The organism is Vibrio sp. (genome assembly GCF_047973365.1).
Taxonomy (GTDB): Bacteria; Pseudomonadota; Gammaproteobacteria; order Enterobacterales; family Vibrionaceae; genus Vibrio.
The window spans coordinates 1-15,328 of record NZ_JBKEBW010000147.1; the positions used below are offsets into that span (position 1 = coordinate 1).

The following is a 15,328-nucleotide window of genomic DNA, read 5'->3' on the forward strand; positions in this document are numbered from 1 at the left end:
AAGGCGGCAAACTAGAACCAACCTGGCAAATAACCGTTCCTAAGGATATGTAAAAACATGAACAGGCAAAGCCATTACTACCGGCAAGTACAGTTACTACTTAGGATCATTCCTTTTGTTGCCCAGCACGACTGTTTCGCTCTCAAAGGTGGAACCGCTATCAATTTGTTCGTTCGTGACTTTCCTCGACTTTCGGTGGATATCGACTTGGTTTTTCTGCCAATGATGGAACGGCATGAGGCCCTGCAGACAATCAAAAGCAACCTAGACACTCTAGCCTCTACGATTATGGCTAACATCGACAATACTCGTCTCGTCTGCTCATTCTTGGATAAATCGGATGCTCTGCGTTTACCTTGGCTGCTTCTAATGATCGACTTGGTTGCAGGAAGCGACTTTTTAGGCGCGACAAATAACTCTAGGTCGAGTACACGAGCAAGCGCGATTAAACTGGAAATTCTTAAATCAACACCACCAGACTCTATTTTCGAAATATGGCTTTGAGGTACACCCGAACGCGCGCTGAGCTCTCTTTGGCTAAAACCCTTACGTAGCCGAGCTTTTCGAAGGCTTTGTAATATCTGCTCTGTAACATAGCTCACATTGATATACCTTAATGAATCATTGAAAAAGCGCCGCATTTTCCTGCTTACGTTGATTCAGAGTCCTAGAAATAGCTGACAGCGTCGTTTTACTTATCCCTTGTTGCTGTGCGAAATAAGTAAACTGGCTGAGTGCTTCTGATACTTCGTTGATGACTTGCTTGGCTTCGCTCCAACTGGTAAAGCCAGCGCTTGCCGCAAGCTTCTGTATGACCTTAACTGGAGGCGCGTGACCATACCCTGCAAAATAAGCGTCCGCGCCACTTTCAACCTTTGGATCGGTTTAAAACTCATCTTTGAGTACCTCTTCAATCGTGGTTGGCAGAGCGGATGGATTACGCTGAGGCTGCGTCAGTTGATAGAGCCGCTCTAGTGAGTCAAGCGATTGCCACAAGAACAGCAGTTGGCGAAATGATATTTGCCCGGTCAATTCGAATTTTTTGATGGTCGAAGCGGGTACACCACTGCGTTTGGCGAGCGCTTCTCGAGACAGCTTAGCTTGTTTGCGTAAACCTCGTAAATATTCGGCATAAGCCTGACTGACATCGGTATCGTCTAACAATAAAAAGCGCATGACTCACCCCGCAATGGATACAATAGTGTCTATTATAGAGGTAAAAAGCCCAAAATGGCTACTATTGTAGCCACTCAATCTGCATTCACGCCCCACTTAGAGAAAGTAACTTTTACGTGAATGCTGCGAGCATTAGTGGGCGGATCACGGCTAACCACCCATTGATATTTCAACCAGATCAAACTTTTGTGAACGGGTTATGCTGCAAATAGTGACTTATAAGCGACTTCTGACATACTAATAAGTACATGTGTAAGAAATTATTAATAATGTCAATGATGCCAGAGCTACGTCTATTTTTCATACTGCTGATGATGTGCAGTGCATTCTCCGCGAATGCTCAGAGTCCGACGATTGAATGGAGTGAAAGCGCTTCATCACTTACCGACTTTCAAATGGACTACTTTGTTGATAGCTCTGAGAGCATGTCCATCAACCAGGTGATGCAGCAAACGTTTATCCCTTCGCCAAACAGAATTTCGTTAGGTACTAAAGCGAAGCATACCTGGGCGCGAATGCAAATCGTCAATACCAGTGCCGGCCCGAGAACGGTTTATCTTCATCACCCTTACGCCTACCACAACCGCCAGGTTGGTCTCTATGAAGTTGTCGATGGCAACGTAAGAAAAGTGCGTATTTTGAATTTGGATAATCCTGACACTTACGTTTGGATGTATGGCGGCGCCGTTGTATTCAATATCGACCTGTTCCCGGGGCAGACAAAAACGCTGTACGTCGATAGCGTTTCATTTTCCCATCAATGGTTTTCTATCAACCTCTATGATGGCGAGTTTTCCCAACGGGCTTTGCTTGGCAGCTTTACTGATATCGCGCTGATGGTAGGGATGTTATTGGCGCTGATCCTCTATAATCTGCTGCTGTTCGGCTATTCTCGTCAACGCGATAACCTTTACTATGCTTGCTATTTGATCGCGGGGGCTATCTGGATTGCGCTCTCCTACGGCCTAGTGGCAGAACTGTTTGCTTTTTATGGCTCGCCCACTCTGATCTGGCACCTGACGCTGATGCTGATGCCCATTTTCCTGCTGCTGTTTATGATGGAGATCTTCGAAACACGCCGTCATTATCGTTATGAGCACTGGGCGATGATGGTGATATTGTTGCTTTTAGTGGCGGAGCTGGTTTATGGCGTGGTTGATATTGTTGCCGCGCTACGTTTTTCCAGCAGCCTTGCAGCATTAATGATGCTGACCACGCTCTCGGTTAGCATCTCTCTGGTGGTAAAAAAACACCCGATCGCCGTTTACTTCTTGCTCGGCCACTGCTTGTTTGTTGGTTTCAGTGGTTTGGCGGTGCTCTATTATCAGGGGCGCATTCCTTTTACCTACCTCTCTAGCCACGGTGTGGGTATCGGTATCATGTTGGAAGCTCTGGTGCTGGCACTGATCATCGCCTATCGGATGCGAATTTTAGAAGAGATGAAAGCAGCGCAAGAAGAGCTGAAACATCAGGCTCAAACCGATCCGCTCACTTTGTTGTTCAATCGCCGCTATTTCCGCAGTGAATCAGAACGGGCGTTTGCTCAGGCCAAAATCAACAAGCAGCCAATGTCGGTGATCTTGTGTGATATCGATTTATTCAAGCAGGTGAATGATAAATATGGCCACGCAATGGGCGATAAGGTGATCATCGAAGTGGCCGAAGCGCTGAAAAAGTATGCGCGCAAAAGCGATATTGTCGCTCGCTATGGCGGTGAGGAATACATCATTTTGCTGCCTAATACCGAGCTGCTTGAGGCACAGCGCTGTGCCGAGCGCATTCGTCAGGCTGTCGGCCAGCTGGTTTTTCCGCTCGACAATGATCCGCAAGATATTAGCGTGACGCTAAGCCTGGGTGTGGCGGCGGTTGCGCTTAGTCAGCCATTGGAACACGCGATAAAACTGGCCGATGATGCGCTGTACAAAGCCAAGCAGAAAGGCCGTAATCAGGTACATGTCAGTGCGCTGAGTGCGGTGGGTATGATTTAATTTTCAGAGCGCCCCTGCTAGCTTTTATACCATTATTCTAGATAAAAATGTGATCAGATTGAGTATCTGTGTAACAGTAAATGGGCATCGAACACAAACTCGCATAAACCCATCCATGGGGCTCCGCCGAGCCATCCATGGCTCGGAGGGTTTGCTTATCGATACCCATTCACTGATCATGAACTTTTCCAGAATAATGGTATTACGCTTTTAAAGACCAACATAGCTTTTAATGCCGTCGAGGAACATCTGGGTGGAGATCATCACCAATAATAGTCCCATCAGCCGCTCGACGGCTTTCAAGCCTCGTTCGCCCAAGACTTTATGGAAGAAGCCGTTGAACATCAGGATGATGGAGGTGCCTGTCCAGGCGATCATGACGGCGGCTGATAGCTCCCACAGTTGCGTTGGGTTTTGACTGGAGAGCAAAAGCAGGGTCGCAATTACCGTCGGGCCTGCAATTAAAGGAATGGCTAAAGGCACAATGAAAGGTTCTTCGCCAGCGGCTAAGCCAGTGATACTACCCGCACTGGGAAAGATCATCTTAATTGCGATGATGAAAAGAATAATCCCACCCGAAATGCTTAAGGTTTCCGGCTGGACATGCAAAAAGTCCATAATCCGCTGACCTGCGAATAGGAACAGCATCAAAATGGCGAGCGCAAATAGCATTTCGCGGATCAGAACAATACGTCTGCGTTTAGCATCAATGTGTTTTAGGATCGATAAAAAAATGGGCAAGTTGCCCAGAGGGTCCATGATTAAAAATAACAAGGTTGCTGCAGAAAAGATGTCCATAGTGCCTCAGAGTAATCAGCATAATGGCGCAGTATATCAATCTAGCCCCAGTTTTTCGATTAAGTCGTATTTTATGGGGATTTAAATCATCACTGACGCAACAACGAGTGCTTGGGCGAGTAGATAGCTGCCACCAATTAAGGTTTTGCCGCAGCGTAACGGCTGCCGATAGTCGTTAATCGCTAACATGATGGCAGAAACCATAAAACTCAGGCTACCGATAAAACCAAACAGTGAAGCGTGAGAGGGATTGGTGATCCACACTTCGCCAGCCGCCCAAGTCATCTGCAATAGCATCATCCCCATGATAGTGACGGGGAAAATCAGCGTATCGATTTGCGGTAACAGCAGGAAAAACGCGACGATACTGGCAGCAATGAGCAAAGCAGGTAACCACCAGATCATCGGTCCGGTGAGCTGAATCCAAAACGCTTTACTATAAAAAAGTTGCACGATGAGAAAAGCACTAAAACAAGCTTTGATCTGCTTTTTTTGAATGCGATAAATATCGGCAATCACAGAAATGACTAATCCGGCCAGAATCCATAAGGATGCTGCCGAGCCATCATTTTGTTGATGACCTATTGTCAGCAATAACAGCATCAACGATAACAGACCTAAACACAGTGTGTTGAACACCACAGCCAGTTTCGTTTTATTGCTTTGCAACGCAGATATGCTGATACATCCAGATATTACAGCCGAAATCCAGCCCAACATGCCTTTACCTCATTCATGTCAATAGCTCATTAACAATCTGCCGCTAGTGTAGAGAGGTTAGATCGGATGTCCAGAAATGAAAGACAAAAATTGGATCTTGATTGTGATTCATCCTCTGCTTGAAACAGCGCCCGTCCAACTCAACCACCCCACCATCTCATTCCTCAACGCATTAAACATCAAATTTAACCTAATAACAAAGGCTAACAACTGCTAACGGAAAACTGACAAAGAAAACTCAATCAGCAAACGTTTGCTACGCAAACAATAAAATTCAAAAATAACAAATAAAAACATTTAAATACAATATGTTAAAAAAGCTAAACCATCAAAAAAAGACTAATCAAAGCTTATAATGACAAAATACATAGTTATCTAGAATTTATTCAGTTCTGTTATCCGCTTGTGTTTTTTAATGCGAATGAATATCAACTAAAGGTCAGAAAACACAAAAAACCATAACAAAATAACGATAGACAGACCAATCACATCCAAACCTCCCACAGAACAAGTAAATATAAATAGAACACTAATAAATCACATTAATATCAATTAATTTCAATCAGTTAAAACCAAATAGCACAAAAACAAATCATAGAGGTGATTATATGAACGCACCAAAAATACACATAAACCTCACCAAATAGGCGCAGATACTCGTAATTAAACTTATTATTTTAAGCAACTATGAAAGAAAGTGTTGATCAAGCCAATAAATTAGTGCTAATCTGATTCCACAGGTGAATTGGACAGAATAGGAGCAGTGTTATGATTTCTTCATCTCAAAAACAAGGTTTAGTAATGATCGCAGTAATCATTGGCTTAATGACACTGCCGATGATGTACTAACCTAATGTTATACAAATAAAAAAGGACGCTAATGCGTCCTTTTTTATTTTCATTCGCCGAGAAAAATGGGGCGTTATTGGATGTGTTTACTCAATTCTTCTCAGTGGATGTAGTAAAAGATAAGTGCCAGCATCGTCATAAACATCACGAGCGAAATTACAATTCTCCACACAAAACGACTACTACGAGGTGTGAGCTCTTTTTCGCACTCCTTGCAGACCGTTAAAAATGCTCGGCGGTCTTCAAGCTTATAACGATCTTGATGAACGACCTTGTTGCGAATGGTCGCCACAAAGCGCAGTTTAGCGATCACATCGTGCGGCAGGCGCTCTTCACAACTGCTGATTAACTGGTGCAAGCCTTTGCCACGTGCATGGTAGTGTTCGCGCAGCAACCTTTCCAATTTTCGACTACGAAGAACCACTTGTTCTATGTCTGACATTGAAGTTCTCCCTTTTAAATCACCATCAGTATACTGATCTGTCGACAGTTCATGAGCTTGCTGATCCAATAGGTGCTGATTACCGATCATCAGCCCCAATAACAAAGTATGAAGCACGCCGAAAAAATAAGACCAATCAACGCGCTACATCCCTTTTATAACGTTACGTAACGCCAAAAATCAAACGAATACGTAAAATGAAAGCATCATTTTGCACTAGGAGTCACGTCACTATGCAAATCACTTGGCATACTCACTTATCGCGGTACTCAGTTTATTCATTTTGCCTTACAGCGATAAACAAGACCTTGATTAAGGTAGCAACCAACGAGTCTTGGGCGATTGAGATAACAACCAGCTCACAGCCAGTGCGCCCGCACCACTAATGATGATCCACAGCGGAATAACCCAACCCGGGTGTCCTTGATACCAGGCAAACTCTTTCATCGGCCAGAGGAATATAGGGTGCAGTAGATAGATCCCCAAACTATGCTGACTGATCACACTGACGATTTTTGTAGCGCCTTGCGATAATGACTCGCCAACCGCCCGGCACACCACAAACACCATACTTGCTGCCACCACAACGTTAAGTGTTTTGTATGAGAACCATCGACCAACACTGTATTCACCATTCGCCAAACTGAGTTCCACCACAGAGCTGACCGTAAAATAGAACGAAATGGCACCCAAAATAACGGCTAGCCCAACCGTTATTGGATTGATAGGGAGCTTTTTATACAGCAGATAGCCGAGAGGCAAGTAACCGGTATACAACCAGATCTCATAACTCCAGGGGCCATCAATATGGAACAAGAATAAGGTGGTGGTGATTAACCATAACCCAAGATACACATACCAAGCGGTATCATCGCTGCGTTTCATCAGCCATTGCAGCACCGGAATGACAAAATAAAGGGGAATGAAATAATAGAAAAAACCCAGATGGTAATAAGTTTCGTGATTGGGGCTGTTTTTCAGCACATCGATAGCCATTGCCGAATCGAAACCACTCGCACTCCAACCAGAAAGATAGGCATAAAACAGCGACCAAACAATAAAAGGAACGAGCACTTTACCAAGACGTCGTTTCACGTAATAGCCAAAATCAAACGGCCGCGTATCACTGAGCATCAAAGCGCCAGAAATCAAAATAAACACGGGCACCGCCCAACGCGTCATGCCATTCACCGTAACAGCGGTCAGCCATTCGTCAAAAGGAATGACGTTTTGCAGCTCTCGATAAGGCGCTAAGACATGAATCGCTATCACGGCCACCGCAGCGACACAGCGCATCAAATCAAAAAATATTACTCGTTTGCTCATTCAACGATTCTCTTCAGTCAATCGACTCTGGTTGACCACTATAAGGCACTATTAAAATCATACGTCAGCCGACGGTAAAGTGATGAGCAATAAACCACCAAGCAAAAAACCTAAGCCTTTGAGCAAGTTCTCCGTCTTACGTCTTACGCTTTAAGCCAAGTTACTGGTCTCATGGCTCCAACGCTGTGCCGCATTGAGATCTCGGGTTACGTCTTCATAGTGCAGCCCAAGCAATTCGCAGTAATTTTGCACGCCCTGCCAATCGGCTTTTTCAAAGCACTCTTCAAGATTCAGCAGTTCGCCAAAAGGCCCCAAACGCTTGTTGAGCGCTTCTTTTACTGATTCAGTCAGCGGCAACTGTTCAACAATAACGTCGAGTGAAATATCAAGCAGAGCATCCAGCACAGAGAACAAACCAATCAAAAATGCCTGATCTTTATGTTCCAAGAACGGACGTCGAATCGCCATTAACTGGCAGAATTGCGCACGCTGCAAAGAGAGGTTATACAGCTCTTTCGCTTTATGAGTCGAGATATACGAGGCAACGGCAAGTGAAACGAAGATCTTGAGTTTGTCCTGCCCCAGATAAACCAACGCCTGACGAAACGAAGAGATCGGCACTTCTAAGCGTTCCGTCATACTGTTCACAAAACGCAGCAATTTATAAGAAAGCGCCACATCTTTCGCCACCAATTGTTCTACCCGCTCAAAGTTTACCTGCTCTTTGCTCACCTCTTGGAAAAGCTGCATGGCAATGACATGTTTAGGGCTCACATAGCGCTGTTTGATGATTTCCGGTTTACTGAAGAAATAACCCTGAAAGAAACGAAAGCCCGCATCACGAGCGGAGCGAAACTCCTGCTCGGTTTCCACTCTTTCAGCCAGGTAGCGTTTACGGCTCCCCTTGGCAAGCTGCTTTTTCACCATGCTACAGGCCGCATCAATCCCCATCGCCATAATATCAAGCTTGATAATATGCACGTAAGGTAGAAATCGTTCCCATTCAGATGAATAGACAAAGTCATCCAACGCAATAAGATAACCCTTGCCGTGCAACTCCATAATCGCTTCCAGCAGTTCGTCGGTTGGCTGACAGGTCTCTAAAACCTCAATCACGATTTTTTGTTTCGGCAGGGTCAGCGGTAATCGGCGGATAAGGGTGTTGTAGGGAAAGTTAATGAAACAACGAGAATGATCTATCGCTGGGTTGGTGCCAATCGAGAGAAAGTTCTCAACAATAAGACGATAAGTAGCACGGTCAGCATCAACATGCTGAGGAAAACTGTTCTGCTCGCCATCACGAAACAGCAACTCATACCCTAGGGTATGTCGCTTCGCATTCAGGATCGGCTGCCGTGCTACATAAGTGGTGTACATATAACCTTCAAAAATACTGTTTAACTGCTCAATATTCGCTCGCCAAAGGGACAATAAAAATAACATCAATCTCCCTAAAAGCAAGTGGGTGAATCCATTGCAATTCCGTTTAACTTCCTTATCCTTAACCTTCAATTTGAGAACAACGAGCCTTCTAGCACGTAAATTATGAGCCCAATAAATACAAGCTGTCACTCTTATACTCAAGAGTCAAATTTTTCCCATCGTATCGACAATGAAATCAAAACATTGTGGGAACAGCGACAAGAAGGTTTTCTACCATCTTTTGATAAACAACCACTTTTTTGGTGCAAGATAACTTCCCCACGACACAGCAAAGCGATTGTTGTTGTTAATGGCAGAATTGAATCTTGCTGGAAATACCAGGAACTGTTTTACGATTTATTCCAGCAAGGCTACGACATTTATTCTTTTGACCATCGCGGGCAAGGTTTGTCAGCGCGTTTAATTGACAACAAACAGATGGGGCATGTGGCAGAATTTGAGAATTATCTTATCGATATGCATGATCTGATTGAACATTTTGACCTCAGCCGTTATCAACACCGTTTCTTAATTGCCCACTCGATGGGCGGCGCGGTAAGTGCTCGCTATTTGCAAACTCACCCAAAGCACCCTTTTGATGCGGTGGCGTTTAGCGCCCCGATGTTCGGTATTAATCTGCCATGGCAGATCCGCCCAATTGCCATTACGCTCACTCAGCTTCTCTCCGCGACCGCCAGCAAACCAACCTATGCCCCCGGTTACCGTGATTACTATGCCAAACCGTTTGCAGATAACCCACTGACGCAATGTGCCGTGCGCTATCGCTGGTTCAGAGAGCTATATGAACAAAAACCTGAACTGAAACTGGGTGGCCCTAGCACGCACTGGGTATGGCAAAGCTTGATGGCGGCTAAGCAATGTATTCAACTGACAAGACAAATCACCATTCCAACACTGGTGCTGCAAGGCAGCAAAGACACCGTGGTGAGTAATGCGGCGCAGATAAAGTTTATCACCCGCCTTGCCAGAACCAATCCCAACAGCAAGCTGTTAATGATCGACAATGCAAAACACGAGATTTTGTTTGAGAAAGATGAGTTTCGTAATCAGGCACTGGATGCAGTGCTGAAACACTTTTCAGGAATCTAATCACCACGAGCACAAGAGCGAGATCCCGGATAAATACTGCGTATTTTCCGGGATGACGGCCGAGTAATTCTGGCCTTCCGGCGTCATGCCTGCCTTCCTTCGTATTTTCTGGGATGACGAGGCGTTCGGTTTTCTTGGACAACAAATATGAAAGGTTCAAGAAGTAAATAGGGAAATGACGAATTGAAAGGTTTTCCCTCTTTTTCCTTCTTTTTTTGGCATACACTTAAGACCAATAAACAGATCCTCAATAAACAAATTCCAATCAACAAACCATAGATATCAACATCTGACGTAGTGAAGAGAGCAACATGAGCGTAGTAAGTAACGAAAACCCAATCAAAATCGTAGCTTCGGATCTGGATGGTACCCTGCTGGCACCGGATCACAAGCTCAGTGCTTTCTCGAAGAAAACGCTAAAAGAGCTGCATGCAAAAGGCTTCACTTTTATTTTCGCCACTGGTCGTCACCATGTTGATGTGGCTGGTATTCGTGAAATCGCTGGGATTCCGGCGTATATGATCACCTCTAACGGCGCGCGCGTGCATGACCAAAACGATGCGCAGATGTACAGCAAAAACGTTCCGCGAGAGCTGGTTCAGGCGATTGTTGATTTAGTCAAAGATGATAAGCGAATCGTAACTCATATCTACCGTAACGATAGCTGGCTGATGAGCCGTGAAGATGAATCGCTACGCGCTTACCACAACGAATCGGGCTTCCATTATCAACTGTTTGATATCAATAACGCGCCTAATGATGGTATCGCAAAAGTGTTCTTCACTAACGAAGATCACAACCATGAAATGTTGGTGGCGTACGAGAATCTGATCAACGAAAAATTTGCCGGTCAGGTAAACGTCGCATTTTCGACGCCTCACTGTCTGGAAGTGATGGGCGCAGGCGTTTCAAAAGGTGACGCCCTGAAAGCGGTGGCTGAATCTTTAAATCTGAATTTAGAAAACTGTATCGCATTTGGCGACGGCATGAACGATGTAGAAATGCTATCCATGGCTGGCAAAGGTCTGGTGATGGGCACCGCTCATGAAAAAGTGATGAAAGCACTGCCAGAAATCGAAGTCATCGGCAGCCATGCGGATGATGCCGTTGCGCACTACTTGCACCAACACCTGTTCTAACTTGCAAAGCTTTCGCTAACCGAAGCTTTCTGCAACTGTAACACCATTTTTAAAGAGTCCCCCTACTCTTTAATCAGGCAGCCATCGCTGCCTGTTTTTTTTGCCCGCAATTGTCTTATAAACTGAGATAGCCTTATAGACTGAGCTTATTTTATAAACTGAGATAGCTGTTCAATTTGACTGATTTCGAGATCAGGAAGGATTTTTACCTTAGGAGTTGCACGTAAGCTGAGACCGCGATCGTTATACCAACAGGCTTGAAAACCGTGCTTTTTCGCCCCCATGACATCTTTTATCGGATGATCACCCACGTGCAAAATCGATGTTGCCGGCAGCGCTAAAAACTGTTGTGCGCGCAGAAACATATCCGGATACGGTTTCGCGTGTCCATCGGGCCCTGCCCGCAGGATCAACTGGAAATACGGCGCCAAACCGATTTTTTCAGGGTCGACATTACCATTGGTGATCGCCACCAAAGGCATTTTTGCCGCCAGATGTCGCAAAACTTGGTGCGTTATATCAGGCACATCCACCAAATTGCGTAAACGATGCACTTGCTGCATCGCGTCCGTGGCGGCAATTTTCGCCTGTTGTTCGCCATAACCTAACTGCATCAAACCGTGACGAATCTGTTCAAAACGCCACAAGCTCACATCATGCAGTAGCCAAGGGTCGTGCTTCGCCAACTGGTTTTTAAGTGCCTTCCACCAAGCGAGCGGCTGACTTGCCGTCACAGGATGATGTTCAAACAACCAAAGCGCGATCTGCTGTTCCACATGGCGTATAACGGGGCGATTGTCATAGAGAGTGTCATCCAAATCAAATGACATCGCATGAATGGGTGAAAGACCGCGATAAATCTGCATCATTCACTCCTTATCTTTATTTTGCTTGCGCTTGTGGGCTCTTGGATGAGCTTGGTCATACACTTGGGCTAAATGCTGGAAATCCAGGTGAGTATAAATTTGCGTGGTTGAGATATTTTCGTGCCCTAATAGCTCTTGTACCGCTCTGAGGTTATTACTCGATTCCAGCATATGAGTGGCAAAAGAGTGACGCAGTTTATGCGGACTAATGTGGCTCGGTACGGCTTGTTTCTGTCCCCACTCCGCCATGCGCTTTTGCACATTACGATGAGAAATACGTACCCCAAGCTTGGAGACAAACAGCCCGCTTTCATCGGCATTGGCTAACTGAGCACGAATTTTCAGCCAATTGTTGAGCCACTCTTTCGCCATCCCGGAGAACGGCGCTACGCGCTGTTTGTTGCCTTTACCGACCACACGAATTTCACCGGCGCTGAAGTTGACGTCTTTGACATTGATGGAAACCAGCTCCGCCAGACGCAAGCCAGAACCATACATCAGTTCCATTATCGCACGATCACGAATCGAGAGCGGGTCATCGCCGTTCATTTCCAGCAACTGCGCCATTTCATCCACATCGAGGTTTTTCGGCAGAGGACGTTTTTTACGCGGTGCCGACACCCCTTTAGCCGGGTTGGCACTCATTTCGCCGCGTAAGATCAGGAAATCAAAAAAGCTGCGTAGCGAAGAAAGACGAGTGGCTATGCTGCTCTCTTTCATGCCTGAACGCATACCTTTACTGGCGAGCTGACGCACCCAGCCTGCGTCTACGTTGACCCAACCGTCAACTCCCATAGACATCAGATACAAGCCCATGGTTTCTAACTGTTGCTTGTAATTGCGCTGGGTATAAAGGCTCAAGCCTTTTTCACTGCGCAAGTACTCATAGAAGCGTGCTAATGGCTCAGCAAAGCTCGTAGCTAACTGAGGGTTCGTTGCCAAATGAGCGCTAGTGGCCAAATGAAGAGTTGATTTGCTCATGGGACTCCCGTTGCCAAGGTAAGGTGTCGATCAGATGAGAAACAACCAAAGCAAGATGACGCAGAAACAAGGTATCCATTGATGGTTGAAAATGGCCACCATCTTCACTGGCAAACGCCAAGATCCCCAAAGGAATATTGCGTTTGATTAAAGGCAAAATCACGTAAGAGCCAAGCTCAGGAGCAAATAGCTGCTCGCCAAAAAGTAAGTGCCGGTCAGCTTTTCTCAGCCGACCAAGGTACGCGTTCTTGCCATTAAAATGGTTGGTCGCAAAACGGCTCCACTGCTCTTTGCTCAGGCCGTAATGAGGATGCTGATTATTCAGCAGACGCACATAACCAATCAGGTTCAAGCTACGCGCCTTTTCTTCAATCATGGCACAAACATCAGCAAAGCATTCACATTTTAATATCTGCTCTTGCAAGTCCATGAACTCGTGAAAAGTACGGTCATTGTTCGCCGCGAGTGACATCAGAGAAGTAATTTCTTCTTCTAAATCTTCAATTCGCTGACGTTGACGAGCCATCTGCACATGAACGAGAGAAACCGAGCCAGATTGCTGGCTCGGCAAAGATAAGCGATCCACCAATTCTGGGCGGTGCTTAAAGTAATCTGGGTTATCTTTTAGATACTCGGCAACCACTTCTGCGGTCAGAGCATCGGCTTCCAGTTGTGACAAAACTATTTTTCCTTAAAGCTACTTTTTGCTTAAAACTTTTTTGCTTAAAGAGAAGGTTTTCCTTAAAGACAATGTTTTCTTTAAAGATAATGTTTTCTTTAAAGAGGAAAAAGACTAACAAGAAACCTGACCGTCGTAGACGTGAGTCGCAGGGCCTGTCATGTATAACGGATGACCTAAGCCTTTCCACTCGATTTCGAGACTACCGCCCGGCAGATGAACCACCACTTCGTCATCCAGCAAGCCTTGCACAATGCCGACAGCGACTGCTGCACACGCACCACTTCCGCATGCTTGGGTTTCGCCCGCACCGCGTTCATAGACGCGAAGCTTCACTTCTTCGCGGCTGACCACTTGCATAAAGCCAGCATTGACTCGCTCAGGGAAACGTTCGTGAGATTCCAGCAATGGCCCTAACGTTTCCACCGCTGCGGTGGAAATATCGTCAACCACAGTCACCACATGCGGGTTACCCATGCTCACGGCGCCACAAAACAGCGTTTGATCTTCAACGCGCATGATATAGGTTTTTTCCATCTGCTTGGCGCGGAATGGGATCTTGCTCGGTTCGAACTCAGGCACACCCATGTTGACCGTAATTTCATCGCCATCAGCAACATTGAGGATCATTTTGCCCTTTTTGGTGCTGACACTGATGCTGTATTTGTTGGTTAAACCTTTCATACGCACAAAGCGAGCAAAACAGCGCGCACCATTGCCGCACTGCTCGACTTCACTGCCATCAGCATTAAAAATCCGGTAGTGAAAATCCGTTTCTGGATCATAAGGAGCCTCAACCACCAACAGTTGGTCAAAACCCACTCCGGTATGACGATCCGCCAAACGGCGGATCAAGTCTGGAGAGAAATAGGTGTTTTGAGTAATGCAATCCACAACCATGAAGTCATTACCCAAACCATGCATTTTAGAAAAGTGGAAGTGCATAATAGGTCACTTTACTCCGGCAAAATATTTTCTAGCGCCCATAGGCTACTGAGTTCTTCACGCTTACGCACAAGGTGAACCTTATCGCCATCAACCATCACTTCCGCCGCTCGGGCACGAGTGTTGTAGTTTGATGACATGGTAAAGCCATAAGCCCCCGCAGAACGCACTGCCAGAAGATCACCCGCTTGCAATACCAAAGAACGGTCTTTACCTAGGAAGTCGCCAGTTTCACAAACTGGGCCAACTAAATCGTAAGTTGTTGGCTCACCTTGGCGCGGAACCAGCGGAATGATGTCTTGCCAAGCTTGGTAAAGCGCAGGACGAATCAAATCGTTCATGGCCGCATCAATAATGGCGAAGTTCTTGTGCTCTGTGTGTTTCAGGAATTCAACTTTGGTCAACAGTACACCGGCGTTGGCGGCAATGGCTCGACCCGGTTCAAAAATCAGCTCTAAGTCTTGATGATTCGCTAAGCGAGATAACAATGCTTTCGCGTAGTCAGAAGGCTGTGGTGGCAGCTCATCGCGATAGATCACACCTAAGCCACCGCCCACATCGAGGTGCTTAATCTTGATACCCGCTGCGGTTAATTCATCGATTAACGCGAGCAAACGGTCAGTCGCATCAATAAAAGGTTCCAACGCCGTTAGCTGAGAGCCGATATGGCAGTCGATACCGCAAACCGTTAGGTGGTCTAATTGTTGCGCCAGACGATACGCTTGCGCTGCTCGGTCAAACGCGATACCAAATTTGTTGTCACGTAAGCCTGTTGAAATATAAGGGTGAGTTTTTGCGTCCACATCAGGGTTAATGCGCAGTGAAATCGGCGCCTTGACACCCAGTTCACCCGCCACCTTGTTTAAGCGCTCAAGTTCAGGCTCTGA

The 15,328-nt window shown here is 45.9% G+C and carries 14 protein-coding genes and 3 pseudogenes; 4 read left to right on the top strand and 13 right to left on the bottom strand.

Features of this window, described 5'->3' with window-relative positions:
• Positions 1 to 57: 57 nt before the first annotated feature.
• Positions 58 to 354, top strand: a pseudogene (locus ACK5MF_RS17480) (nucleotidyl transferase AbiEii/AbiGii toxin family protein); the annotation flags it as partial.
• Positions 355 to 473: 119 nt separating this feature from the next.
• Here ACK5MF_RS17480 and ACK5MF_RS17485 read toward each other — a convergent pair.
• The 3 genes and pseudogenes from ACK5MF_RS17485 to ACK5MF_RS17495 form a co-directional block, all read right to left on the bottom strand.
• Positions 474 to 641 (bottom strand): annotated as a pseudogene (locus tag ACK5MF_RS17485) (helix-turn-helix domain-containing protein); the annotation flags it as partial.
• Positions 622 to 849 (bottom strand): annotated as a pseudogene (locus ACK5MF_RS17490) (type II toxin-antitoxin system HipA family toxin); the annotation flags it as partial. The pseudogenes ACK5MF_RS17485 and ACK5MF_RS17490, both read right to left, overlap by 20 nt.
• 36 nt (positions 850 to 885) lie before the next feature.
• A complete protein-coding gene (locus ACK5MF_RS17495; RefSeq protein ID WP_416923817.1) occupies positions 886 to 1,176 on the bottom strand; it encodes a helix-turn-helix domain-containing protein in 291 nt (96 codons plus the stop codon).
• A gap of 269 nt (positions 1,177 to 1,445) precedes the next feature.
• Between ACK5MF_RS17495 and ACK5MF_RS17500 the strand changes: the two genes are divergently transcribed.
• Positions 1,446 to 3,164: a diguanylate cyclase gene (locus ACK5MF_RS17500; protein WP_416923818.1), complete on the top strand. Its 1,719-nt coding sequence runs from the start codon at positions 1,446 to 1,448 to the stop codon at positions 3,162 to 3,164.
• A 210-nt stretch (positions 3,165 to 3,374) separates the two neighbouring features.
• Here the strand turns inward: ACK5MF_RS17500 and ACK5MF_RS17505 are convergent, their stop codons facing one another.
• The 5 genes from ACK5MF_RS17505 to ACK5MF_RS17525 all read right to left on the bottom strand — a co-directional run bounded on the left by ACK5MF_RS17505 (position 3,375) and on the right by ACK5MF_RS17525 (position 8,676).
• Positions 3,375 to 3,962 carry a YhgN family NAAT transporter gene (locus ACK5MF_RS17505; RefSeq protein WP_416923819.1) on the bottom strand — a complete coding sequence of 196 codons (588 nt, stop codon included), beginning with the start codon at positions 3,960 to 3,962 and terminating at the stop codon, positions 3,375 to 3,377.
• An 81-nt stretch (positions 3,963 to 4,043) separates the two neighbouring features.
• A complete protein-coding gene (locus ACK5MF_RS17510; RefSeq protein WP_416923820.1) occupies positions 4,044 to 4,682 on the bottom strand; it encodes a lysoplasmalogenase in 639 nt (212 codons plus the stop codon).
• A gap of 949 nt (positions 4,683 to 5,631) precedes the next feature.
• On the bottom strand, positions 5,632 to 5,973 hold the full coding sequence (locus tag ACK5MF_RS17515) for a DUF4145 domain-containing protein (protein WP_416923821.1): 342 nt from the start codon (positions 5,971 to 5,973) through the stop codon (positions 5,632 to 5,634).
• A gap of 312 nt (positions 5,974 to 6,285) precedes the next feature.
• Positions 6,286 to 7,299: an acyltransferase gene (locus ACK5MF_RS17520; RefSeq protein WP_416923822.1), complete on the bottom strand. Its 1,014-nt coding sequence runs from the start codon at positions 7,297 to 7,299 to the stop codon at positions 6,286 to 6,288.
• A 150-nt stretch (positions 7,300 to 7,449) separates the two neighbouring features.
• Entirely contained in the window at positions 7,450 to 8,676 is a 1,227-nt protein-coding gene (locus ACK5MF_RS17525; RefSeq protein WP_416923830.1) for an EAL and HDOD domain-containing protein, read from the bottom strand.
• Between the two features lie 168 nt (positions 8,677 to 8,844).
• Between ACK5MF_RS17525 and ACK5MF_RS17530 the strand changes: the two genes are divergently transcribed.
• Both ACK5MF_RS17530 and ACK5MF_RS17535 read left to right on the top strand, forming a co-directional pair.
• The gene (locus ACK5MF_RS17530) at positions 8,845 to 9,831 is read left to right on the top strand and encodes an alpha/beta fold hydrolase (RefSeq protein ID WP_416923823.1); all 987 of its coding nucleotides are present in this window, start codon (positions 8,845 to 8,847) and stop codon (positions 9,829 to 9,831) included.
• Positions 9,832 to 10,142: 311 nt separating this feature from the next.
• Complete coding sequence (locus tag ACK5MF_RS17535) at positions 10,143 to 10,970, top strand: Cof-type HAD-IIB family hydrolase (RefSeq protein WP_416923824.1); 828 nt, start codon at positions 10,143 to 10,145, stop codon at positions 10,968 to 10,970.
• Positions 10,971 to 11,116: 146 nt separating this feature from the next.
• Here ACK5MF_RS17535 and yigB read toward each other — a convergent pair whose 3' ends face one another.
• The 5 genes from yigB to lysA form a co-directional block, all read right to left on the bottom strand.
• Complete coding sequence (gene yigB, locus ACK5MF_RS17540; RefSeq protein WP_416923825.1) at positions 11,117 to 11,836, bottom strand: 5-amino-6-(5-phospho-D-ribitylamino)uracil phosphatase YigB; 720 nt, start codon at positions 11,834 to 11,836, stop codon at positions 11,117 to 11,119.
• A 3-nt stretch (positions 11,837 to 11,839) separates the two neighbouring features.
• A complete protein-coding gene (xerC, locus tag ACK5MF_RS17545) occupies positions 11,840 to 12,817 on the bottom strand; it encodes a tyrosine recombinase XerC (protein WP_416923826.1) in 978 nt (325 codons plus the stop codon).
• A complete protein-coding gene (locus ACK5MF_RS17550) occupies positions 12,786 to 13,496 on the bottom strand; it encodes a DUF484 family protein (protein ID WP_416923827.1) in 711 nt (236 codons plus the stop codon). The genes xerC and ACK5MF_RS17550 overlap by 32 nt, the downstream gene beginning before the upstream one ends.
• 114 nt (positions 13,497 to 13,610) lie before the next feature.
• Positions 13,611 to 14,441 (bottom strand): diaminopimelate epimerase, encoded by an 831-nt coding sequence (dapF, locus tag ACK5MF_RS17555; protein ID WP_416923828.1) that lies wholly within the window; start codon positions 14,439 to 14,441, stop codon positions 13,611 to 13,613.
• Positions 14,442 to 14,452: 11 nt separating this feature from the next.
• Positions 14,453 to 15,328, bottom strand: an 876-nt coding sequence (gene lysA / locus ACK5MF_RS17560; RefSeq protein ID WP_416923829.1) for a diaminopimelate decarboxylase, incomplete at its 5' end; no start/stop codon positions are given.